Origin of the sequence: Sphingobium jiangsuense, from assembly GCF_014196495.1 — a bacterium.
GTDB classification, from domain to species: Bacteria; Pseudomonadota; Alphaproteobacteria; order Sphingomonadales; family Sphingomonadaceae; genus Sphingobium; species Sphingobium jiangsuense.
Genome location: NZ_JACIDT010000012.1, coordinates 85,285 through 107,462, shown reverse-complemented (window position 1 = coordinate 107,462; position 22,178 = coordinate 85,285). Strand labels below are relative to the sequence as shown.

Below are 22,178 nucleotides of genomic sequence, written 5' to 3'. Positions count from 1 at the left end.
GTCAGCCGAACAGGCGGGTCAGGCTCCTGTCCAGCACCAGCAACTGCCAGAGCAGGCGGCCATGGTCGGCGCGGCCCGCCTTGTGGTCGTCCACCACGCGCGCCATCGTCCCGGCGTCGAACCAGCCGCTCTGCGCCAGCGCCGAGCGGTGGGCGACGGCCTCCGCCTCGCCCGCCAGCGGCCCGCGGAACCAGTGCGAAATCGGCGTCACGAAGCCCATCTTGTCGCGATAGAGGATATCCTGCGGCAGATAGGCTTCCATCGCCCGCTTCATCAGATATTTGCCGCTGTTGCCGTGGATGCGCTGCCCCACCGGCAGGCGCGCGGCGAATTCGACCAGCCGATAGTCGAGCAGCGGCTCGCGCGCCTCCAGGCCGACGGCCATGCTCATCCGGTCGGTCTTGGTCAGGATATCGCCGGGCAGCCAGATGCGGATGTCGGCATATTGCGCGCGGTCGAGCGGATCGCGCGCGGGGGCGTTTTCCATTGCGCGCACGATCCTGTCCTCGGCGCGATGGCCGCCGACCTGACGGGCGAACCCCTCGCTGTAAAGCCGCCGCCGCATCTCCGGCGGGGTGACGCCGACCGCATGGGCATAGGCCTCCGCCCCGCTCATCCCCAACTGCTGGAAGGTCGTCTTGGCGCGCAGCCAGCGCGGCGCCCAGTCCGCCTTGGGATAGAGGCTGCCCAGAGCGCCGAACAGCGGCTTGCGCACAGTATCCGGCACCAGCCTGCGCGCCGCGTCGCCGCGATGCTGGAACAGATGGCGGCGATAGCCCGCGAAAGCCTCGTCCGCCCCGTCGCCGGAGAGGGCCACCGTCACCTCCTCGCGCGCCAGTTCGCACACCCTGTAGGTGGGCAGCGCCGAGGCATCGGCGAACGGCTCGTCGAAATGGGCGACCAGCGTGTCGAGCAGGCCGAAATCGTCGGGCGACACCAGCCGGGTGCGATGGTCGGTCGCGAAGCGGCGGGCGACATGATCGGCGTGGCGGGTCTCGTCGAGGCTCGGCACGTCGAAGCCGATGGTGCAGGTCTTGACCGCGCGCGGCGAGGCTTCCGCCATCAGCGCGACGACGCTGCTGCTGTCGACGCCGCCCGACAGGAACGCGCCCAGCGGCACGTCCGCCACCATGCGGGAGCGGACGGCATCGCGCATCAGCGCGGTCAGTTCCTCCATCAGCGCGGCGGGCTTCGCGGTCGAGCGGTCGGCGAAGCTGACGTCCCAATAGCGGCGCGGCTCCGGCATGCCCCTGCCCCGCACCAGGCGCAGATGCTCGCCCGCGCCCAGCTTCCTGACGCCCGCGACGATGCAGGCGTCGTCCGGCACATAGCCGAGCGCCAGATAATCCTCGATCGCGCTCGGATCCGGCTCCCGCCGCAGCAGCGGATGGGCGAGCAGCACCTTCAGCTCCGAGCCGAAGATCAGGCTGCCGTCCGACACCCGCGCATAATAAAGCGGCTTCACGCCCAGCCGGTCGCGCACCAGCCAGAGCGATTGCGTGCCCTTGTCGAACAGGGCGAAGGCGAACATGCCGTTGAAGCGGTGCACGCAATCCTCGCCCCATTGGCGATAGGCGTGCAGGATCACCTCGGTATCGCTGTGCGAACGGAAGCGGTGGCCGCGTTCCTCCAGTTCGGCGCGGATTTCCGCGAAATTATAGATTTCGCCGTTGAAGGTGACGATCAGGCTCTCGTCCGGATTGGCCATGGGCTGCGCGCCGCCCGCCAGATCGATGATCGACAGCCGCCGGTGCCCCAGCCCGACGCCGGGGGCAGTCCACACGCCCGCGCCGTCCGGCCCGCGATGCGGCATGACGTCGATCATCCGCCGCACCCGGTCCGGGTCGACCGGCTTGGCCGTTTCGAGATGGAAGATGCCCGCTATCCCGCACATGATGGAGGCTCTAATCCATTTGCGGCGGATGTGGGAACCGCTTTTGCGTAAAAAGCTGTCATCGCGGCGGCGCGGCCGCCTCCGCAAGCCGGACCGGATCGCCCAGCGCGGCCAGAAACGCGCGGATCGCGGCATCGGCGGGCGCGCCCTCGCCTTCCTCGGCGGAGATCAGGATAGCGACCGCGCGCTGGTCGCGCCCCAGCAGCCGCGCCTTCATGGTTTCGAGCTTCACCGTGGCCTCGCTGCCGGTCACAGCGCCGCCGCCGACGCGGTAGAAGGTCACGACATGGCGCAGGACCGGGCCGGGCGCGGCGATCGCTTCCCCCCGTGCCCCGACGGGCGCCCATGCGGGGGAGGTCCACGACCAGTCGCCCTCCGGATCGGCGGCTCCCTGACCGAAGCCGACAAGCTCCCGCCCTTCCTGCTGCCACCCGAAGCTGGCGATGGCGAGATCGACGACATGGCCCTGCCCGTCGGCATAGCGGGCCATGACGCGATGATCGGCGCCGTCGAAGCGCGGCTGCCACGGCGCGCGCATCGGCGTGGCGACGCGGTGCCAGCCCGCGACCTGCGGCAGTAGCGGCGGCGCGAGGTCGGCGCTGCCCCAATGGGTCGAGATGCGGCTCCACACGGGCGGGGCGAGGATCAGCGCCAGCGCGGCGGCGAGCGCGACCGGCATCGGCGGGACGGCGCGCGCGGGGATTGCCGCCAGCGCCTCGCCGTCGATCGCCTGATCGCCCGGCCTGCGGTCGAAGAAAGGCCATGCGACGGCCATCACCCCCGCCATCACCAGCGCGAAGAACAGCCAGCCATAGACGACATGATCGAACCCCACCGCCGCGTCGATCGTCGTCAGATGGGCGACATAGATGGTACCGAACGCCCGCACCCCGTTGGCGAGCAGGCAGGCGAGCAACGCGCCGCCGAGGAAGAGCGCCCGCCGCGTCCACGACCGGAAGCAGACATTGCACACCAGCACGCCATAGGCGGTCATCGCCACCAGGAATTTCGCGCCGGAGCACGCCTCCGCCACCTTGAAATAGCCGGTGGGGATGGTGATGAAAATGCCTTCCAGATGCGCGGGCACCTGGAAGAGATGCAGCAGCGCGACGGCGATCCGCGCCGTCAGCAATTGCAGCGCCGGTTCCAGCTCGCTGCCCACCGGCACCATGAAGAAGGCGTAGAAGAGCGGGAAGAGCAGCCCCCGCACCACCGCCGGGCCGAGCGTCGCCGCCACCGCGCCCTGCAACAGCAGGATCAGCGCGCCATGGCGGATCACGCCGAGGCTGCCCGCATCGCCGAGCAGCCAGAAAGCCGCGCCCAGCGCCATCCAGACGAGGCCCGGTGCCCAGAAGCGGGGCGTGATCCGCCCCAGCCCCTCGCGCCGCTGCCAGACCAGCCAGCCGATGATCGGCGGCAGGAACAGGCAATGGCCATAGGTGGAGGAGGTCCACCAGATCGCCACCATATCCGCCGCGTCGCGCCAATAGAGCAGCAGGATCGCCAGCCACAGGCCGGCAAGCGCACGCAGCTGGCGCGGCCAGCCCGCATCGCCTGCCCATGCGGAAGGAAGGGCGCGGGCCTGCATCATGCGGCGCTTGCCTCGCGGCTGTCCTTTCCTTCTGCCTCGCCGGTCAGCATCGCCCGCAGCGGCGCGAGCGTCGCCGCCCAGTCGTAACGTTCCTCGACCCGGCGGCGCGCCGCCAGCCCCAGCGCGACGGCACGGGCGGGGTCGGCGAGCAGGGAGAGGACGGCCTGCGCCTCGCCCGGCGCATCGGCGGCGACCAGCAGATGCGCGCCGTCATGGGCGTCTATCCCCTCGGCCGCCTGCGGGCTGGCGACGACGGGCCGCGCCATCGCCATCGCCTCCAGCACCTTGTTCTGGATACCGCGCGCGATCCGCAGCGGGGCGACGACCACATCGGCAGCGGCGAGCCAGCCGCGCACATCGGGCACGCCGCCGGTCACGATCACGCCGGGCTGCGCGGCGAGCGCCTCCACCTGCGGCGTCGGGCTGCGTCCGACGATGGCGAAGCAGGCTTGCGGATGGACGCGCCGGATCGCGGGCAGCGCCTCTCTCGCGAAGCTTTCGACCGCCTCGATATTGGGGCGATAATCCATCTGCCCCGTGAACACGAGCAGCGGCGCGCCCGGCGGATCGATCGCCGGATAATCGCCATCGGCGCGGAAATATTCGAGGTCCACCCCATTTTCGAGCGCGCCGATGCGGCACCCGTCGACACCGCCGGCCCGGCGGAACATCGCGGCCTCCGCCTCGCTGACGAATACCGAGATATCGGCCCGGCGCGCGACCTTGCGTTCATAATCGTGCAGCAGGCGGCCCTCGCGCCGGTTGATCCAGCCCATCAGGCCGCCCTGCCCCGCGCCATAGGCGGCATATTTGGCGCTGTCGAAATCCACGAAATCCATCAGGAAGCGGATATCGGCGGGCAGGTCCTTCGGCAGGAAATGCGCCATCTGCACCGAATAGGCGATGATCGCACGGATCGGCCTTTCCCGCAGCAGCCGCGCGACCCAGCGGCGCATCTCCGCCTTGTCGTAGAGCGCGACCAGCATCGGCTGATGCCGGATGAGGCCCGAAAGCCCAGCCACCGCGCGCGAGCGGTCGCGCATCAGCACGCACTGGCTGACCGCCACCCGCTCCATCTCGGCGGAAAAGCTCATGTCCCGGTCGTCGTCGGCGAAGCAGCCGACATGGACGGGGGCGAGCTTCGTCGCGGCCTCCAGCAGATGCCAGGAGCGGATCTTGTCGCCCCGGTCCGGCGGGAAGGGAATGCGGTGGCAGAGGAAGAGGATTTCGCCGTCGATGCCCATCGTCTCCGCCTTCACCCCAGCCCCCGCGCGATATGGGGGCCAAGCAGGCTGGCGAGCGGCAGCGGCAGCTTCTTCCACAATTCGACCTTGCGCTGATATTGCGGCGAGAGCGGGTTGATATCCCGCGCTTCCCGGCCCGGCGCGGCGCGGGCGGCATAGACCAGCGGCTCGCCCTCCCAGCCCCAGCTCTTCTTCCAGGCGGCGGGACCGGTGCCGACCTTCGACCGGCCGAAATCGAATATGCTGTAGCCGCGCGCCCGCGCATGGCCCATCAGGTGGAAATAGGCGACCTCGTTGGAACGGAAAGCCCGCGCCGCCAGCGCCGATCCCTGCCAATAGGGCATGCAGCTTTGCCCGTGATAAAGGGTGAAGATGGTCGTCAGCGGCGCGCCGTCCTTGCTCACCAGCAGGATGTCGGCGTCCTCGCCGAAGGCGGCGAGCACGGCCTCGAACATCGCCTTTGGAAAGACCGGCGTACCGAGGCGGTGCACATTCTCGGCATAGAGGCGATAATGAATGTCGAGCAGCCGCCTGTCCCGCCCGATCTCGATATCGAGGTCGAAGGAAAGGCCCTTGCGAAGCTCCGCGCGATGCTTGCGCGGCACGGCGAGAAGCTGCGCCTCGTCATCGGCCTCCAGCGGCCTGGCGAAGTTGAGATAGGCGCCGCCCTTGCGCGTCCACCCGTCCTCCGGCAACCTGCCGCCGCGCAGCTCCGCCGTGGGGCAGCGATGCCGCTCCGCCAATTGCCAGCATTGCCCGGCCAGCGCCTCCACCGTCGCGCTGTCGTCCGCCACTATGCCTCCATCGACGGCAAAGCCGCTCGATACCAGGGCGCGGCCGAAAAGGCGCGAGGCGATGAGGTTGAGCGGCAGCACGCCGCAGATGTCGCCTGCCCGGCGCGCGACCAGCATCAGCGCCTGCTGACGGCATCCCTTCGCCACCGCGCCGATCCATGCCGGACGGTGGAAGGGCGTCGTATCCCCGCGCGCGCAGATCCAGCGGTCGATCGCCTCGACCTCCCGCGCGTCGGACAAATCGGCCAGATCGATATTCAGGGCGTGGGCCAGCATGGCGCCGCCTCCTTCTGCCCGGCAACCAGCCTGTCGATGCGTTCCCAGCGGAAATCGCGGATCAGGCGGCGCAGCTTGGGCGCCATCACGCCGATATTGGTATAATGGCGGATGCGCGACCTGAGCGGCGCGCCCGCCACGCGCGGCTGGCCGGTATCGATCTCCCACGGGTGGAAATAGATGATCGCGGGGCGGCGATCCCGCCCGTTCACCTGTCGCACCGCCCAGCGCGAAAAGCCGTAGGGCAGCAGGCGGAAAAAGCCCCCGCCGCCCGCCGCCAGCGTACGCCCGGCAAGGCGCGCGGTCGTGACCGGCAGCTCCACCAGATCGCTGCCCCGTACCGGATGGAAGGCGAAGCGCGGCGCTTCGGGCCAGCCATAATGGTCGTGCACCACCGGGACGACGCTGCTGGAATAGGCATAGCCTTCCTCGGCCAGTATCTCATGCGCCCAGGGGGTGCGCGCGTCGATGGAGAAGCTGGGCGCGCGGTAGCCGCTCACCGCCACGCCGCCCGCCTGCTCCAGCAGGTCGCGCGCCTTGCGCAGGTCGGCGCGGAACTGATCGGGCGTGAAGGTGAACACGCGCTGATGGTCATAGCCGTGGCTCGCCAGCTCATGCCCGGCCTCGACGATCCGTCGGATCGCGGCCGGGAAGCGTTCCGCCACCCAGCCGAGCGAAAAGAAGGTCGCCTTGACGCCGCCTTCGGCGAACAGGCCGAGCACCGCATCGACATTGCGCTCGACCCGGCATTCGAGGCCATCCCAGTCGCGGCGGTCGATCGTGCGTTCGAACGCCCCTACCTGAAACCAGTCCTCCACATCGACCGACAAGGCATTGACCATCTGGGCATTGATCATCTGGGCATTAAGCATCTCATGCGGCGCGGACGGCATGGTCGTCGGCCTCGACCCAGTCGACCAGCAGCGTCAGCACGCGGCGCAGCGCCGCCTCCTGCTCCTCATTCTGCCGTTCCAGCCGGGCCAGACGGTCGCCGATACCCGCCAGCCGCGAGGCCAGCTCGCGCTGTTCGTCGGTCAGGCTGGCGCTCTGACCGATGGACCGGCGCAGATCGTCGAGCTCGTCACGCACCTGATGCAGCTGATCCCCGGTGGAGGGCGCCATCTCGGCGTCCCCGGCCTCCGGTTCCGGTGCGGAGGAAGCGGAGGTGCCGTCGCCCGCCATGTCGGCGGCGACCGTCTCTATCGCCTGCGCGTCGATCTCATGCAGCTGGTCGACCGCGCCGAGCAGCAGCACCCGGCTCATCAGCGCATTGACCCGGCGCGGAATGCCGTCGGTCGCGCGGAAGATCGCGGCGAACGCCTCCGGCGTGAAATGCGGGTCGCCCTGCCAGCCGACCAGCGACAGGCGGTGCGCGATATAGGGCTCTATCTCGCTTTCCAGCATCGGTTCGAGATGATGGGTCGCGATCACCCGCTGGCGCAACTGCTCCATCTCCGGGCCGTGCATCAGGTCGCGGAATTCGGGCTGGCCGAGCAGGAATATCTGCAACAGCGCCTGCCCGCCCAGCTGGAAATTGCTGAGCATCCGCAGCTCCTCGACCGCACTGTGCGGCAGGTTCTGCGCCTCGTCGACGATCAGCAGCGTGCGCAGCCCCTTGCGCGCCTGCGCGTGGAGGAACGCCTCGATCCGCTGGAGCATCTGCGCCTTGGGCAGATGCTCGTCGGTGATGGCGAAGCCCTGCGCGACCAGGCGCAGCAGGTCGTCGCCCTGCACCTGCGTCGACACGATCTTGATCGCGGTCAGGCGCGCCGGATCTATGGTGTTCATCACATGGCCGACCAGCGTGGTCTTGCCCGCGCCGATCTCGCCGGTGATGACGATGAAGCCCTCGCCCTGCGCAAGGCCATAGCCCAGATAGGACAGCGCCTTGCGATGCGTGCCGCTCTCGAAATAGAAATGCGGGTCGGGCGTCAGCTGGAACGGTCTGCCCTGGAATTGATAAAACTGATCGTACATCGTTCTCATCTCCATTGGGGGCGCGGCCGCCCCCGGCTTCCGTCAGAATTGATAGCGCACGCCGATCCGGCCGAGCAGGCTGATGATCTGCTCGACATCGGTGGCATCGAGGGCGTCCAGGCCGACCGAGGCATGGCCGGTGAGGCGCCGCCCATATTGGCGGGCATAGGTGACCCATGCGCCGTAGTTGCTCACATTGACCCCGCCCATGCCGGAATCCATGTAATTGCCATAGACCGTTCCGGTGAGGGACGACGCCGCGTCGAGCCGCACGCCGACAAAGCCCGTGCCGTAATAATAATCGTCCTTCAGGCCGTTGACCACGGCCAGCACGCCGGTATCGGGCGCCAGGAACTTGCGCTGCGACCAGCCCAGGCCGACGCCCCAGTTCCAGCGGCCCTGCGACAGGCTGTATTGCGCCTGTATGCCGCGGCGGCGGTAATTGGCGGCGGTGATCCCCGCCAGCGCATCGTTGAGGCAATCGACGCCGCTTTCCCCGCTCAGGCAGCCGGTGAGGTCGCCGGTGAACGGATTGCGCATCGCGTCGAAGGCGAAGGGCAGCGTCGACAGGCTGTTGTTGAGCCCGCGCCCGAAGCTGTCGATCGTGTCGAAATAGGCGATCTGGAACGATCCGCCCGGCCCGGTCTGCCAGCTGAAGGTGCCGACATAATGCATCGAATCATAGCGGCGGCCGACCCGCACCTCCAGCGAGGTACGGCGGCTGGGGCGCCAGAGCACGCCGACATCCCACATGATGCCGTCCGTATCATAGGCGATCACCCTGGGCACGGACGGATCGCCCGCATAATTGCCGTTGTCGTCGATGACCGGCAGCCCGGTGACAGTATCCACCAGCACCGATTGCTGGGTGATCCTGATCTTCTCATAGCCGACGCCGCCGACCAGCGCGACCGTGGGCGTCACCGGCACGGTGACGTCGCCCCGCACCCATGCGTCGGTATAGCGTTGCTTCAGCTCGGAGGAATTCTCGCGGTCATAGCCCGCGCTGACCACCCAGCCGAAGGGCAGGTCGCCCGGCTTCATGCCCACAGAGCCTGTCAGCGAATGGAAGGTGCTGTCGCCATAGGCGCCGTAATGCTGGCGGTTGCCGCTGGAATCGAAGCCCACATCGGTGTCGATCTCCGTATAGCCGAAGCGATAGGCGGCGTTGACGAAGAGGTCGTCGATATGGGTGGTGAGGGTCGGGCCGACATAGAAGGAATAGACGTCGTCCGTCGCCTTGCCCGCGCTGACCAGCGAATTATTGGCGCCGTAGAAACCGTCGCTGCGGACCCGCGAGGCGAAGCCGCTGGCTTCAAGACTCAGCGTTTCGGGGATCGCCCAGTAACGCGCCCGCGCCACGCCGGAAAAGATATCCTGATCGGGCGTGCGGCGGTTCCAGCCGAACTGGTGCTCGTAGCGCAGGCTGACCTGCGCCTCGGCCCGGCGCGTCGCGACCGAACCGTCCGCGCCCACGGCGAGCGTCGTATAGGTCAGGAGGTCGCCGTCGCCGCCCTTGATGTCGGTGACGACCGTCTGGTCGACCTCGATATAGGGGGCGATCTCCACGCGCGCGGAGGCCTTGCCCGGCGCGATCCCGGTCACGGCCAGCGCCAGCGCCGCGCCGCCGAGGCGCAGCGGCATCGCGCCGGAGGAAGAGAAAAAGGGCATCAGTCCGCTTCCCTCGCATAATAGCTCCCGAAGCGGCGTCCGCTCGTCGAGAACTGGACGCCGTTCAGCAGCAGCTGAACATGCGGGCATTCCTTGAGCAACCCGGCGGCATCGCGCAGGGCGCCTTCGGTCGTGCGATCCGCCCGCACCACCAGCACGGTCTGCCCCACATGGCCGGCGAGAGCCGCCGCCGGGGAAGCCGCCAGCAACGGCGGGGAATCGAAGATCAGCACCCGCTCCGGCCGCCCGGCGACCAGCGCCGCGATCAGCGCGTCCATGCGGGCGGACGAGATATATTCGGCATCCCGGTCGGTGCTCTGCCCTGCCGGAAGGACGCAGAGCGACGGGATGTCGGTGCGGATGACCAGATCCTCCACCGGCAGGTGCGGGTCGGCCAGCGCGTCCATCATCCCCTTGCCCGGCGTCAGGCCGAGGCTGGACGGGATGCCGGGCTTGGCGATATCGGCATCGATCAGCAATATCTCCAGCCCACTTTCCGCCGCCAGCGACAGGGCGAGGTTGACCGCGCAATAGGTCTTGCCGTCGCCCGGATGGGCCGAGGCGATCAGGATGATATTGCCGTTGGGGATCGCCTCCTGCTGGCGGCTGCCCCGGATGCGGGCCAGCAATTCCCGCTTGATGATGCGGAATTCCTCGCTAGTGCGGCCGACAGGGGCGCCGGGCACCAGATAGCCCGCCTCCTCCATGGCCTCATGATCCAGCTTGCGCGCCGGGCCGGTCCAGTCGCGGGCGCGCGGGGCGGCAGGGGCAGAGGCAGCGGAAGCGCTTTCCTCCCCTTCCGCCCCGATCTCCTGCCCGGCGGCGAAGGTGGCCGGATCGGCCGGTTTCGCGGGTTCGGGCGGCGGCGGGATCATCTCGGCAGGAATGTCGAGCGGCGGCAGCGCGTCGCCGCGTATCGCCTGCTCGAAATGGAACAGGTCGTTCGCGCGGTCGAGCACGCTTTTGGCCGGGGCCGGGCGGATCGACGAGGGATCGCCGCCAAACGGGAAATTCTGCTTACCCATGCTCTTCCCCTTCACGCCATGCCGCGCTGGACGAATTCCACCACGATCAGCAGCAGGCAGGCACAACCCAGTGCCGCGCAACCGCCCATGAACATCTTCAACTTGCGATTACGTTCCGCCATCCGGGCCGGATTCAACGTTTCCGTCACCGATCCTATCACGGGCGCCCCGGTTGCTTTTGCCAGTTTCTGCGCCGTGGGGAAAGTCTGACGCACCTGCCCCAGCGCGAAAGCCGAACCGACGCCCGCGCCCACGCCCGCGATCAGCACGCCGACCAGCAGCAGCGGCCGGTTGGGCGAAGCGGGCGCGCCCGGTTCGCCCGGCGGGTCGATCACGCGGAAGGTCGTGCCGGTCGTCTCGTTCTGCACATCGCCGCGCAGCCGCACTTCCTCGCGGTCGGACAGCAGCTTGTCATACTGGTTCTTCAGAACGTCATAGTCGCGGTTGATCTTTTCCTGCTCGGTCGCCAGCCCCGGCTGGGTGATCTGGCGGGACACCATGCTGTTGATGTCCGCCTGTATCTGCGCCTTGCGGCTTTGCAGCATCTGCACCGTGGCGGCGCGCTCGGCCTGCATCGACTTGAGCGAGAGATAGGCGGGGTTGGCCGTGCCCGTCGCCGCCGCCGCGCCGCCGCCCTGCGCGCCGAGCGCCGCGATCTGGCGCTGGAGGGCGATGACGTCGGGATGTTCGGCGGTCCAGCCGCGCGCCTTCGCGGCGGCGAGATCGGCCTGCGCCTGCGTCAGCGCGGTCGGCCCGCCGGAGGGGCCTGCGCCCGCGATGGTGGCGGGTGTGCCGCCCAGCTGGCCGTTGATCGCCGCCAGCGCGCTCTGCGCCGCCGCGAGCTGCGGTTCGAGCTGGTTCAGCTCGCTACGCGCCGCCGTCACCCGGTCGGCGATGGAGCCGGAGCCGGGGAGCAGGCCCACGCGCTGCTCGAACTCGACCCGCTTCTGCTCGACAGCGGCCAGCGCCTTGCCGGTTTCGGAAATCTGCTGGTCGAGGAAGGCGAGGCCCTGCCGCGTTTCGTCGCGGTTGCCGGCGATGTTCGCCTGCTGGAACAGGTCGATCAGCTTCTGCGTCACCTGACGGGCGATGCGCGCATTGGCCCGGTCGGAGATCGAGCTGTCGTTCATCACGGTCGACACCTCGAACATATTGTCGTCGTTGGAAACGATGGTGATGTTCTTGCGCAGCATGCCCACGCGCGCGGCGATATCGGCATCGCTGGCCACGGTTCCGGCGAGGTCGGTGCCGCGCACCACCTTCACCAGATTGTCCGAGCTCATCAGCGTCTGGCGCAGCGCGGCGAGGCTCTTTTCCTGCTCGGCGGGGGAAATGCCGACCTTGTCCTGAATGACGGACTGGGTGGTCACATAGACCTTCGCCCGCGACTGATAGCTGTTGGGGATCATCGACACCGCGAGCCAGCCGAGCGCACACACCGCCCAGGCGACGCCCAGCGCCAGCCAGCGGCGGTTCCATATGCCATGCAGGGCGATCAGCAGTTCATCGTAGAGACTGGGCATCGGTCCGTTCTTTTCTCTCGTCCTTACCGGCTTTCAGGGCGGGCTTTGCGTCAGAACATGCTTTCGGGAATGATGATGACGTCGCCGGGCGCCAGCAGCACATTGGCCTTGGTGTCGCCCTTCTTGATCAGATCGTTGATGCGCAGCGCATATTCCCGCTGCTTGCCGCTGTCCTTGTCGAACCGGACCAGCCGCGCCTTGTTGCCCGCCGCATATTCGGACAGGCCGCCGACCGCGATCATCGCGTCGAGCAGCGTCATGTTGGCGCGATAGGGCAGCGAGGCGGGCTTGTCGGTCGCGCCGACGATGCGCACCTGCTGGCTGAACGTGCCGGAGAACTTGTCCACGATCACCGAGACCAGCGGATTCTGGATATATTGCGACAGCGCCAGCTTGATGTCGTCGGCCAGCATCTTCGAGGTCTTGCCGACCGCTGGCATGTCGGTGATGAGCGGCGTGGTGATGCGGCCGTCCGGGCGCACCTGCACCTTGGCGCCCAGTTCGGGGTTGCGCCAGACGAAAATTGTCAGTTCATCCAGCGGGCCGATCACATATTCCTCACCCGGTCCTTCCTGCGTGGAAACGAAGGAAGCGGGCGGCAATTGTGGCCCGGAAGCGCTGCCCGCGCATCCCGACAGGACGAGAGCGGACAGGACCAGACTGATGAAAAGCTTCGAAATATGGCCGAAAGCCATGTCATTCACCTCATTTCTGCTGCCCCAATCTACCCCTTCTTCCGTCCGGAATGAAGGCGTAACGCAAGGACACCCTTTTCCGCCTAATGACCGAAAAGGGTGAAAATAGCGTTAGTCTATTGGTAAAAAGCTGTATCGGGCGGCGGGGCCCGGACTCTACCCTGTTCAGATTGAACCGGGCAGAGTCCTGCATTCCTTGCTTGTCGCGTTTTCCGAGCCGTCAGATGTTCCATCTGACTTGAAAACGCTCTACCCACCCACCAGCATTTCCCGCGCGGGGGCATGACCGAGGAAAGCCGAGGGCGAGGCCGTCGCGCCATAGGCCCCGGCCATGAACACGGCGACGATATCCCCTTCCTGGACCGGGGGCAGCAGCACCTTGTCGGCGAGGCGGTCGAGCGGGGTGCACAGGCACCCGGCGATGGTGACTGGCTCGGCGGCGTTCTCCACACCGAATTTGTTGGCGATGGCGACCGGATAGTTGCGCCGCACCACCGTGCCGAAATTCCCGCTGGCCGCGAGTTGATGGTGCAGGCCGCCGTCGACGATGGCGAAGCGCTCGCCATGGCTTTCCTTCACGTCGACCACGCGGGTCAGATAGACGCCGGCCTCCGCGACGAAATAGCGGCCCAGCTCCATCGCGAAGGCGCTTTCCTCCAATATTTCGGGCGGCAGGGTCAGCGCCTCCTCCAGCGCGAGGCCGATCGCGCGGGCATCGACCGGCAGGTCGCCGGGGAAATAGGGCACACCCAGCCCGCCGCCGATATTGACCAGCGGCGGCGTGCGCCCGACCTCTTCGGAAAGGCGCGCGGCCAGCGCGACCGTCTGCGCCTGCGCTTCGATGATCGCCAGCGTGTCGAGCGCCTGGCTGCCCGCGAAGATATGCCAGCCGCGCCAGTCCGCCCCCGCGTCGATCACCTGCCGGGCGAGCGCCGCCGCGCGATCGGCGTCCACGCCGAAGGGCTTGGCGCCGCCGCCCATCTTCATGCCCGACCCCTTGAGGTCGAAATCCGGATTGACGCGCACGGCAAGGCGGGGCGTGACGCCGAGGCGCTCGGCCATGCCAAGCGCCCGCCGTGCCTCGCCTTCGGATTCGAGGTTGATCGTCACCCCCGTGCCGATGGCGGCATGCAGTTCGTCGTCACGCTTGCCCGGCCCGGCGAAGCTGATGCGATCGGGCGCCATCCCGGCTTCCAGCGCCATCGCCAGTTCCCCGCCCGACGCTATGTCGAAACCGTCGACCAGCCCCGTCATCGCCGCCAGCAGCGGAGGGAACGGATTGGCCTTCATCGCATAATGAAGGTGCAGCCCGTCGGGCATCGCCACCCGCAACCGCCCGATGGTGGAGCGCACCGTCCCCATGTCGTAGACGAACAGCGGCGTATCGCCCGCCTCGTCGATCAGCGAGCGCGCGCCGCAATCGCCGATCAGCAGCATGCCGTCCTCCGCCTCGAACCAGAGCGGGATCGGACCTGATGGTTTCATGCGTTATTCTCCTCCGCCGGATGGGCATGGACGCCGGCCAGCGCGACACGATCGATCTTGCCGTTGGGGGTTTTCGGGAACTGCCCGACCATCCTGATTTCCCCCGGCATCATGTAATTGGGCATTTCGGCGCGGAACCGCCCACGTATCGCCTCCTCCAGCGCGGCGGCGTCCGCCCTGCCGCCCGCATCGGCCCCTCCCCCGTCAGGCCGCACGAGCAGCAGGATCGCCTGTCCCAGCCGCCGGTCGGGCATGCCCAGCGCCACCGCCTCGGCGACGCCGGGCACGGCTTGCGCGGCTTCCTCTATCTCGGTCGGGCTGATGCGGTTGCCCGCGGATTTGATCATCGCGTCGTCGCGGCCGACGAAATAGAGCAGCCCCCCGGCATCGCGCCGCACCCTGTCGCCCGACCATACCGCCATGCCGCCATGGCGGGAAGCGGGCGGCGCGGGGCGGAAGCGCTCGGCGGTGCGCGCCGGGTCGTTCCAATAGCCCCTGGCGACCAGCGGGCCGCAATGGACCAGTTCGCCCGGCTCGTCATCCGCCGTGACACTGCCATCGGGACGGCAGACCAGAATCTCCGCATGCGGGATCGCCCGCCCCATGCTTTCGGGGTGGGAGGCGACCAGTTCCGGCGGCAAATAGGTCGATCGGAACGCCTCGGTCAGCCCGTACATCGGATAGATATCGGCATTGGGGAACAGCGCGCGCAGCCGCCTCACCAGCCCCCGCGTCAGCGCGCCGCCGCTGTTGGTGAGGTAGCGCAGCCGCGCAGCGGTTTCGGCGGGCCAGTCCGCCTCGGTCAGTTGCACCCAGAGCGGCGGCACGCCCGCAAGGCCGGTTATCCCCTCCCGCTCCACCGCCTTGATGACGTCGCGCGCGGTCAGATAGTCGAGCGGTACCACCGTTCCGCCCGCCGCCCAGGTCGAGAACAGCTGGTTCTGCCCATAGTCGAAGCTGAACGGCAGCACCGCCAGCACCCGGTCCTGCGGCGTCAGGCGCAGATACTCCGCCACCGACACCGCGCCCAGCCAGAGATTGGCGTGCGTGACCATCACCCCCTTGGGCCGCCCGGTCGATCCGCTGGTGTAGAGCAAGGCGGCGAGATCGTCGGGAGCGCCCTCGCCCGGCGGCAGCGGGTCGAGCGTTTCCGCCTGCGCCGGCACCTCCCCTTCGTCATGCAGCATGCAGCCGGGCGCGTCCCCATCCTGAAGGCTCGCAAGACGCGCCGACGAGGCGATGAGCAGCCCCGCCCCGCTGTCGGCGAGGATATGGGCGACCTGCGCATGCTTGAGCAACGGATTGATCGGCACATGCACCAGCCCCGCGCGCGGCGCGGCCAGCGGCATCAGGCAGGCGAGCCGCCCCTTGGCGACCCAGCTCGCCACCCTGCCGCCGCGCGGCAAACCCTGCGCCGCCAGCCAGGCGGCGAGGCGGCCCGTCGCCTGCTCCAGCCCGGCATAGCTCAGCGCCCCGGCCTTGCCCGCAAGGGCGAGCGCATCCGCCCGGCCCATGGCGGGGAGATGGTCAATGGGCCGTAAAGGCGATTCACTTAACCTCATCTGCACCACTTCGCGCTATAATATCATGCGGTCGCGGGATAGAGACATTCCGGCGGCAAGGAAAGACGGGCCTGCGGCGAGGACAGGCAGGCCCAAATGAGGAAAGACCGGGTGCCCATCATCGAATCCCACCGCCCGCAAGGCATGTCCGCGACCGGCGGCGGCCATGGATTTGCGCGCGCCGCCTGGTTCGAGATGCTGGCGCGCCATTGCTTCGCGGATAGGTCGTGCCTCTGGCTGCGGGCGGAGGCGGACGGCCGGTCGATTACCCTGCCGCTGGTCGAGGACGGCGACCAGCTGGGCGCGCTCGCCAATTATTACAGCTTTTCCTACGGCCCCATTGTCGAGGGCCACCCGTCCCGCGCCGGGCAGCAGGCATTGGTGGCGGAGATCGCCGCCCGGCTGCGGGGGCGGTACAACCGCGTCAGCTTCTATCCGCTGCTCGACGACGGCACCGCGCGCCTGATGCGCGACGCCTTCGCCTCGGCGGGGTGGATCGCGCTGCTGACCGATCAGAACAGCAACCATTATCTCGACCTCGACGGGCGCGATTTCGCGACCTATTGGGCTGGCCGCCCCGGCAAGCTGCGCTCCGCCGTCCGCCGCAAGGGGCGGTTGCAGCCCTATGGTTTCGAGATCCATGAGGAAATGACCGACGCGCTGTGGCTCGATTATCAGGCGGTCTACAGCGCCAGCTGGAAGAATGCCGAGCCCTTTCCCGCGATGGTGCGCGCGCTGGCGGAAGAGGCCGCCGCGCGCGGGGCGCTGCGCCTGGGCATCGCCCGCGCGGAAGGGGCACCGGTGGCCGTGCAGCTCTGGACGATCGAAGGCGACACCGCCTGCGTGCACAAGATCGCGCATGACAGCGCCCATGACCGCAACTCGCCCGGCACGCTGCTCAGCCATTTCCTGTTCCATCACATGATCGACCGGGAAAAGGTCGCCCATATCGACTATGGCACCGGCAACAACGCCTATAAGCGCGACTGGATGGAGCGGACGCGGCCGATGCTGCGGCTCGACTGCTTCGACCCGCGCAAGGCGCGCATGTGGCTGCCCGCGCTGCGGACGCGCATTTCCCAACTTGTCCGCCGGCCCGGTTGAGGGTAGAGGCCCGTCATGCGTGCAGACCCCTTGAAAGAAGACGCGCCGCGAGCGTCCATCGACGACACCCTGCGGGCCGTATTGCAGGACGTGCTGGGCCTTTCCGCCGAGCGCGTGAACGCCTTCACCCCGGAAACGCCCTTGTTCGGGGCGCTGCCGGAGCTCGATTCGATGGCCGTCGCCACCCTGCTGACGGAGATGGAGGACCGATTCTCGATCCTGATCGACGATGACGATGTGGACGGCGAGACCTTCGAAAGCTTCGGTTCGCTGGCCGATTTCGTCCGGGGCAAGCTGGGCTGACAGCCTTCTCATCCCACCATCATCGTCATGCCAGCGCAGGCTGGCATCGTTCTCGATAGCACGGAACCCAGCCTCACACGATCCCAGCCTCCGCTGGGATGACGGACAACAGGCTTACTCCGCCGCCGCAGCCGCCTTCGTGGCCTCGAAATCCGCTTCGGCAAGGAAGCGCTCCGCATCGAGCGCGGCCATGCAGCCCATGCCCGCCGCCGTCACCGCCTGGCGATAGATCTTGTCGGTGACGTCACCGGCCGCGAACACGCCGGGAATGGCGGTTTTCGACGTGCCCTTCTCGACCACGATATAGCCTTCGTCCAGTTCAAGCTTGCCCTCGAACAATTCGGTCGCGGGCTTGTGGCCGATCGCGACGAACGCGCCATCGGTCGGCTCGTGCGTCTCCTCGCCGGTCATGGTGTCGATCAGATCGACGCCGACAAGGCCCGCCGCCCCTTCGCCGCCGACGAAGCGCTTCACCGCCTTGTTCCACAGTATCTTGATGTTGGGATGGGCGAACAGCCGCTCCTGCAATATCTTCTCGGCCCGCAGCGAATCGCGGCGATGGATCAGCGTCACGTCCTGCGAATGATTGGTGAGGTAGAGCGCTTCCTCGACGGCGGTGTTGCCGCCGCCGATCACCACCACCTTCTTGCCGCGATAGAAGAAGCCGTCGCAGGTCGCGCAGGCCGAAACGCCCTTGCCCGACAGCGCCTCTTCCCCTTCGACGCCCAGCCATTTGGCCTGCGCGCCGGTGCTGATGACCAGCGTGTCGGCGGTGTAGACGTTCCCGCCGTCGCCGGTCAGGCGGAAGGGACGCTGCGACAGGTCGACATCGACGATCTGATCCCACACCATCCCGGCGCCGACATGCTCGGCCTGGGCCTGCATCTCCTGCATCAGCCACGGCCCCTGGATCACCTCGCGGAAGCCGGGGTAATTCTCCACATCCGTGGTGATGGTCAGCTGGCCGCCCGGCTGCATGCCCTGCACCACCACCGGCTTCAGCCCCGCGCGCGCGGCATAGATGGCGGCGGACAGCCCGGCCGGCCCCGATCCGAGAATCAACATGCGGCTGTGGGTCGTGGTGGTCATGCGGTCTTTCCCTGTTTTCCGTCGATGCGGGAAAGCACATAGGTTTCCCCATCGGGAACGCAAGAGGGGGAAAGCTTGGGGCCGGACAATCGCGCCTTTCGCCCTCGCTTCCGCCCGCTCCCGTCTTCCGCTCTCCCACTCGACTCGTCGCAACCCGCCTCATGCCGCCACCGGTTCGTCGCCGCGAACTTGTCTACTTCAATGGTTGAGATATCATGCAATTGTCGGGACGTATTCCGAGTCGACCGGCCTGCTTCTTTTCAGAAGGGATAGTGGCTATGCACATATCGACCTTATTCACGCCCCATGACGAAGGCGGCGACGCGCCGCACATTCTGACCGTTCCGGGCCTCAACAATAGCGGTCCCGACCATTGGCAAAGCCTCTGGGAAGAAGCCTTGCCGAACTGCCGCCGGGTGAACCTCGGCAGCTGGGAAAAGCCCGACCCGGATCTCTGGCCCGACCGCCTGAACGCGGCGATCGCGCAGGCCGAGGCACCGGTGTTCCTCGTCGCGCACAGCCTGGGTTGCCACGCGGTCGCCCGCTGGGCGCAGCAGCAGAAGCCCGGCTTCGGCGGCCCGGTCGCGGGCGCGCTGCTGGTCGCGCCGCCGGAACTGGACCATGCGGCGATCGACCCGAGGCTGACCCCCTTCGCGCCCGCCGCGCGGGGCATATTGCCCTTCCCGTCCATCCTCGCGGCCAGCCGCAACGATCCTTATATCGATCTTCAGCGGGCGCGGCGTCTGGCCTTCTTCTGGGGCAGCGATTTCGCCGACGCGGGCGAGATCGGCCATATCAACGCCGAATCGGGTATCGGCAGCTGGGATTTCGGTCTCTATCTGCTCCGCCGCCTCGTCCGCCGCGCGCGGATCGGCGCGGCCCGCGCCAACAGCGGGATATTCGCCCCCAGCGCGCCGCTCTCGCCGCTGGCGCTGAGTTTCTGAGAGAAATATGCCGGGCGGCGGCGCGATCATCGCCCTGCCCGGCCTTCCCTGTTCCCGATCCGGCCAAGGCTGAGCCGCTAAAGCTAAACTAGGGCATGCAAAACATATTGAATTATTGTCTACTGTTTAGATAGATATAAAACCGAAGCACGAAGGAGACTGAGGCATGAGTTTATCGCAAACCGCACCGGCCGCCCCATCGGCTTCGGACGCACTGAACGAAAGCCTGGACAGCATCAGGCAGGCGCTGGAAGGGCTGCGCTTCGGCAGCATCACCGTCACGGTCCATGAAGGCCGCGTCGTCCAGATCGACGTGACGGAAAAGAGGCGCTTCACCCCGCGCTGAACGGGCGCAAACAATAATATCATCATCAACCAGACACACACAGGGAAAGATCGAAAAACAAGGCTGACCGGACCACCGGAGGCGCTGTGATCGAACCGGAAAGGGAAAAACATGATCGCACGTTTCCATTGGCTCGCCGGCTGCGCCGGTGCGGCCCTGATCGCCGGCGCCACCATCGGCACCAGCCATGCGGAAGAGACCGGCCCGCCGGCGCTCTCCCCCCTCGCCGCGGCCGAGAGCGCCAATGACGCAGGCGCGATCACCGTGACCGCGCGCCGCCGCGCCGAATCGGCGCAGGACGTGCCGCTCGCCATTTCGGTGGTCAGCGCCGACACGCTGGAGAATACCGGCAGCTTCAACGTCAACCGCCTGCAACAGCTGACGCCGACGCTGCAATATTATTCGTCCAACCCGCGCAACACCTCGCTCAGCATTCGCGGCATCGGCGCGCCGTTCGGCCTCACCAATGACGGCTTCGAGCAGGGCGTCGGCATCTATGTCGACGACGTCTATTATGCCCGCGTCGCGTCGGCGACGCTCGATTTCCTCGACGTCGCCCAGCTGGAGGTGCTGCGCGGCCCGCAGGGCACGCTCTACGGCAAGAACACCACGGCAGGCGCGATCAACATCACCACGCGGCAGCCGACCTTCGATTTCGAGGGCCGCGCCGAGGTGACGGTGGGCGACCTGCGCTTCAAGCAGGCCAAGGCCGCCATCTCCGGCCCGCTGTCCGATACGGTCGCGGCGCGCCTCGCCGTCTCCTCGACCAGCCGGCGCGGCACCATCTACAACGTCGCCACCGACCGCTGGATCAATGCGCAGGACAATATCGGCCTGCGCGGCCAGATCCTGTTCCGGCCGAACGACGATCTCGACATCACCCTGTCGGGCGATTTCAACAAGCAGAACGCCGAATGCTGCGGCACCGTGTTCGCGCGCGTCGGGCAGACGCAGCGCCCGCTCAACCGCCAATATGACGCGCTGGCGGCGGCGCAGAACTATACGGTCGTCAGCAGGAACGGCTTTGATCGCCTGACCGACATCGACGCCGATCTGAACGCCGGGAACGAACTGGGCGGCGCGGCGCTGCGCGTGAAATGGGATGTCGGGCCGGGCACGCTGACCTCGGTGACGGCATGGCGCTATTGGGACTGGAAACCGGCGAACGATCGCGACTTCACCGGCCTGCCGATCACCACCCTGTCGCAGAACCCGTCGCAGCAGAACCAGTATACGCAGGAATTCCGCTATAATTATTCGGGCCGCCGGTTCGACTTCGTCGTCGGCGCCTTCGGCTTCCACCAGACCGTCCGCACGCAGGGCACCGAGCAGCTCGGCCCGGCGGCGAGCCGCTGGCTGCTCAATCCGGGCACGGTGGCGCAGGTGCCGCCCGGCAGCTCCGGCTGCGGCCCCTCGGCCTCGAACCAGCTGGCCTGCGATCCGAGCGTGCTTGAGGGCGTGACCGCCTATAACGACATTCGCCTCGACAATACCAGCGCGGCCCTGTTCGGCCAGCTCAGCTGGAAGGTGACCGAGGCGCTGACGGTCCAGCCCGGCCTGCGCGTCAACTATGACAAGAAGAAGGGTCTCTATTCGCGCACCGTTTTCGACGGCGCGGGCAATCCGGTGCTGTTCCGCGACGCCAACGGCGTGCTGATCACCGACCCACGCGTGGCCGCCCAGCGCGACCAGCTGACCCCGCAGCGGATCGAGCCACGCTTCAGCGCGTGGAACTTCTCCTATGATTTCAACGTCAGCTACAAGGTCACGCCGGACGTTCTGGTCTATGCGACCTATGCCAAGACGTTCAAGACGGGCGGCATCAACCTCAATGGCGTGCCGAACGATTCCAGCGGCAACCCGCTGGTGCAGGTCGGCTCGATCAAGCCAGAAAAGGTTCATCATTTCGAAGCGGGCATCAAATCCCAGTTCTGGGATCGGCGGGCGACCTTCAACCTTTCCGCCTTCCGCACCGATATCAGGAACTTCCAGGCGCTGGTCAATTCGGGCGCGGTGTCGACGACGCGCGGCTATCTCGCCAATGCGGACAAGGTGCGCACGCAGGGCATCGAGGCGGATCTCTCCCTCCGGCCGAGCGAGCGCTTCAACGCCTATGCGAGCGGCACCTATACCGACGCCACCTATGTGCGCTTCACCGGCGCGCCCTGCCCGCCGGAACTGTCGGGTGGCCCCTCGACCACGCCCGATCAGGCGAACGCCAGCCCCGCGGGCACGCCCGGCGGCGTCAGTCCGGCCAGCTGCGACATTTCCGGCCAGCGCCTTGCGGGCGTTTCCAAGTGGAGCCTTTCCTATGGCGCCGAAGTCAATGCGCCGACCGGCCTGCTGGGCCAGGAAGGGCAGGTCTATCTGGGCGTCGACGGCAGCTACCGCTCGCGCTTCTCGTCCAACCCGTCGGAATCGGCCTATACCTGGATCAAGGGCTATGCCCTCACCAATGTCCGCGCCGGTTTCCGCACGGACAGCGGCTTCGACGTGTTCGGCTGGGTGCGCAACGCCTTTGATGTGGACTATTATGAGATGTTGTCTGTAACATCCGGAAGTACCGGCCTTATTGCCGGTCAACCCGGCGACCCGCGAACCTACGGCCTGACATTGAAGGCCGCTTTCTGATCCATCCCATGGCTCCCTACGGGC

General features: G+C 67.4%; 18 protein-coding genes. 5 read left to right on the top strand and 13 right to left on the bottom strand.

Translation table 11 applies throughout. The features are described from left to right. Position 1: 1 nt before the first annotated feature. The 12 genes from GGR43_RS16120 to GGR43_RS16065 form a co-directional block, all read right to left on the bottom strand. Positions 2-1,894, bottom strand: a complete 1,893-nt coding sequence (locus tag GGR43_RS16120; protein WP_188073014.1) for an XrtA/PEP-CTERM system amidotransferase — start codon at positions 1,892-1,894, stop codon at positions 2-4. 58 nt (positions 1,895-1,952) lie between these two features. Continuing rightward, complete coding sequence (gene xrtA, locus GGR43_RS16115; protein WP_188073042.1) at positions 1,953-3,482, bottom strand: exosortase A; 1,530 nt, start codon at positions 3,480-3,482, stop codon at positions 1,953-1,955. Further along, positions 3,482-4,723, bottom strand: coding sequence for a TIGR03087 family PEP-CTERM/XrtA system glycosyltransferase (locus GGR43_RS16110; RefSeq protein WP_188073041.1), 1,242 nt, complete (start codon positions 4,721-4,723; stop codon positions 3,482-3,484). Before GGR43_RS16110 ends, xrtA begins: the two co-directional genes overlap by 1 nt. A gap of 17 nt (positions 4,724-4,740) precedes the next feature. Then, a complete protein-coding gene (locus tag GGR43_RS16105) occupies positions 4,741-5,799 on the bottom strand; it encodes a FemAB family XrtA/PEP-CTERM system-associated protein (protein WP_188073013.1) in 1,059 nt (352 codons plus the stop codon). After that, on the bottom strand, positions 5,781-6,641 hold the full coding sequence (locus GGR43_RS16100) for an XrtA system polysaccharide deacetylase (protein WP_188073040.1): 861 nt from the start codon (positions 6,639-6,641) through the stop codon (positions 5,781-5,783). Before GGR43_RS16100 ends, GGR43_RS16105 begins: the two co-directional genes overlap by 19 nt. Positions 6,642-6,672: 31 nt before the next feature. Continuing rightward, positions 6,673-7,776 carry an XrtA/PEP-CTERM system-associated ATPase gene (locus tag GGR43_RS16095; RefSeq protein ID WP_188073012.1) on the bottom strand — a complete coding sequence of 368 codons (1,104 nt, stop codon included), beginning with the start codon at positions 7,774-7,776 and terminating at the stop codon, positions 6,673-6,675. A gap of 42 nt (positions 7,777-7,818) precedes the next feature. After that, positions 7,819-9,447, bottom strand: coding sequence for a TonB-dependent receptor (locus GGR43_RS16090; RefSeq protein ID WP_188073011.1), 1,629 nt, complete (start codon positions 9,445-9,447; stop codon positions 7,819-7,821). Further along, positions 9,447-10,472, bottom strand: a complete 1,026-nt coding sequence (locus GGR43_RS16085; protein WP_188073010.1) for a P-loop NTPase — start codon at positions 10,470-10,472, stop codon at positions 9,447-9,449. The genes GGR43_RS16090 and GGR43_RS16085 overlap by 1 nt, the downstream gene beginning before the upstream one ends. Positions 10,473-10,483: 11 nt before the next feature. Further along, the gene (locus GGR43_RS16080) at positions 10,484-11,995 is read right to left on the bottom strand and encodes an XrtA system polysaccharide chain length determinant (RefSeq protein WP_188073009.1); all 1,512 of its coding nucleotides are present in this window, start codon (positions 11,993-11,995) and stop codon (positions 10,484-10,486) included. Between the two features lie 50 nt (positions 11,996-12,045). Beyond that, positions 12,046-12,690 (bottom strand): XrtA/PEP-CTERM system exopolysaccharide export protein, encoded by a 645-nt coding sequence (locus tag GGR43_RS16075; protein ID WP_188073008.1) that lies wholly within the window; start codon positions 12,688-12,690, stop codon positions 12,046-12,048. A 249-nt stretch (positions 12,691-12,939) separates the two neighbouring features. After that, complete coding sequence (locus GGR43_RS16070) at positions 12,940-14,175, bottom strand: pyridoxal-dependent decarboxylase, exosortase A system-associated (RefSeq protein ID WP_188073007.1); 1,236 nt, start codon at positions 14,173-14,175, stop codon at positions 12,940-12,942. Further along, positions 14,172-15,737, bottom strand: a complete 1,566-nt coding sequence (locus GGR43_RS16065; RefSeq protein ID WP_188073006.1) for an acyl-CoA ligase (AMP-forming), exosortase A system-associated — start codon at positions 15,735-15,737, stop codon at positions 14,172-14,174. Before GGR43_RS16065 ends, GGR43_RS16070 begins: the two co-directional genes overlap by 4 nt. Positions 15,738-15,848: 111 nt before the next feature. Here GGR43_RS16065 and GGR43_RS23900 point away from each other — a divergent pair, with 111 nt between their 5' ends. Together GGR43_RS23900 and GGR43_RS16055 are read left to right on the top strand one after the other, a co-directional pair. Next, positions 15,849-16,841 (top strand): GNAT family N-acetyltransferase, encoded by a 993-nt coding sequence (locus tag GGR43_RS23900; protein WP_188073005.1) that lies wholly within the window; start codon positions 15,849-15,851, stop codon positions 16,839-16,841. Positions 16,842-16,856: 15 nt separating this feature from the next. Further along, the gene (locus tag GGR43_RS16055; protein ID WP_188073004.1) at positions 16,857-17,144 is read left to right on the top strand and encodes an acyl carrier protein; all 288 of its coding nucleotides are present in this window, start codon (positions 16,857-16,859) and stop codon (positions 17,142-17,144) included. Between the two features lie 114 nt (positions 17,145-17,258). Here the strand turns inward: GGR43_RS16055 and trxB are convergent, their stop codons facing one another. Then, positions 17,259-18,233 (bottom strand): thioredoxin-disulfide reductase, encoded by a 975-nt coding sequence (gene trxB / locus GGR43_RS16050; protein ID WP_188073003.1) that lies wholly within the window; start codon positions 18,231-18,233, stop codon positions 17,259-17,261. Between the two features lie 278 nt (positions 18,234-18,511). Here trxB and GGR43_RS16045 point away from each other — a divergent pair, with 278 nt between their 5' ends. The 3 genes from GGR43_RS16045 to GGR43_RS16035 all read left to right on the top strand — a co-directional run bounded on the left by GGR43_RS16045 (position 18,512) and on the right by GGR43_RS16035 (position 22,154). Next, complete coding sequence (locus tag GGR43_RS16045) at positions 18,512-19,177, top strand: RBBP9/YdeN family alpha/beta hydrolase (RefSeq protein ID WP_188073002.1); 666 nt, start codon at positions 18,512-18,514, stop codon at positions 19,175-19,177. Positions 19,178-19,343: 166 nt separating this feature from the next. After that, positions 19,344-19,523, top strand: coding sequence for a YezD family protein (locus tag GGR43_RS16040; RefSeq protein WP_188073001.1), 180 nt, complete (start codon positions 19,344-19,346; stop codon positions 19,521-19,523). Positions 19,524-19,634: 111 nt separating this feature from the next. Next, entirely contained in the window at positions 19,635-22,154 is a 2,520-nt protein-coding gene (locus GGR43_RS16035; protein ID WP_188073000.1) for a TonB-dependent receptor, read from the top strand. Positions 22,155-22,178: the final 24 nt, after the last annotated feature.

Excerpts from the sequence above, each read along its gene's own strand:
- GGR43_RS16120 (WP_188073014.1), bottom strand. The coding sequence starts at position 1,894 with ATGTGCGGGATAGCGGGCATCTTCCATCTCGAAACGGCCAAGCCGGTC.
- xrtA (WP_188073042.1), bottom strand. The coding sequence starts at position 3,482 with ATGCAGGCCCGCGCCCTTCCTTCCGCATGGGCAGGCGATGCGGGCTGG.
- GGR43_RS16105 (WP_188073013.1), bottom strand. The coding sequence starts at position 5,799 with ATGCTGGCCCACGCCCTGAATATCGATCTGGCCGATTTGTCCGACGCG.
- GGR43_RS16100 (WP_188073040.1), bottom strand. The coding sequence starts at position 6,641 with ATGGTCAATGCCTTGTCGGTCGATGTGGAGGACTGGTTTCAGGTAGGG.
- GGR43_RS16095 (WP_188073012.1), bottom strand. The coding sequence starts at position 7,776 with ATGTACGATCAGTTTTATCAATTCCAGGGCAGACCGTTCCAGCTGACG.
- GGR43_RS16090 (WP_188073011.1), bottom strand. The coding sequence starts at position 9,447 with ATGCCCTTTTTCTCTTCCTCCGGCGCGATGCCGCTGCGCCTCGGCGGC.
- GGR43_RS16085 (WP_188073010.1), bottom strand. The coding sequence starts at position 10,472 with ATGGGTAAGCAGAATTTCCCGTTTGGCGGCGATCCCTCGTCGATCCGC.
- GGR43_RS16080 (WP_188073009.1), bottom strand. The coding sequence starts at position 11,995 with ATGCCCAGTCTCTACGATGAACTGCTGATCGCCCTGCATGGCATATGG.
- GGR43_RS16075 (WP_188073008.1), bottom strand. The coding sequence starts at position 12,690 with ATGGCTTTCGGCCATATTTCGAAGCTTTTCATCAGTCTGGTCCTGTCC.
- GGR43_RS16070 (WP_188073007.1), bottom strand. The coding sequence starts at position 14,175 with ATGAAACCATCAGGTCCGATCCCGCTCTGGTTCGAGGCGGAGGACGGC.
- GGR43_RS16065 (WP_188073006.1), bottom strand. The coding sequence starts at position 15,737 with ATGAGGTTAAGTGAATCGCCTTTACGGCCCATTGACCATCTCCCCGCC.
- GGR43_RS16055 (WP_188073004.1), top strand. The coding sequence starts at position 16,857 with ATGCGTGCAGACCCCTTGAAAGAAGACGCGCCGCGAGCGTCCATCGAC.
- trxB (WP_188073003.1), bottom strand. The coding sequence starts at position 18,233 with ATGACCACCACGACCCACAGCCGCATGTTGATTCTCGGATCGGGGCCG.
- GGR43_RS16045 (WP_188073002.1), top strand. The coding sequence starts at position 18,512 with ATGCACATATCGACCTTATTCACGCCCCATGACGAAGGCGGCGACGCG.
- GGR43_RS16040 (WP_188073001.1), top strand. The coding sequence starts at position 19,344 with ATGAGTTTATCGCAAACCGCACCGGCCGCCCCATCGGCTTCGGACGCA.
- GGR43_RS16035 (WP_188073000.1), top strand. The coding sequence starts at position 19,635 with ATGATCGCACGTTTCCATTGGCTCGCCGGCTGCGCCGGTGCGGCCCTG.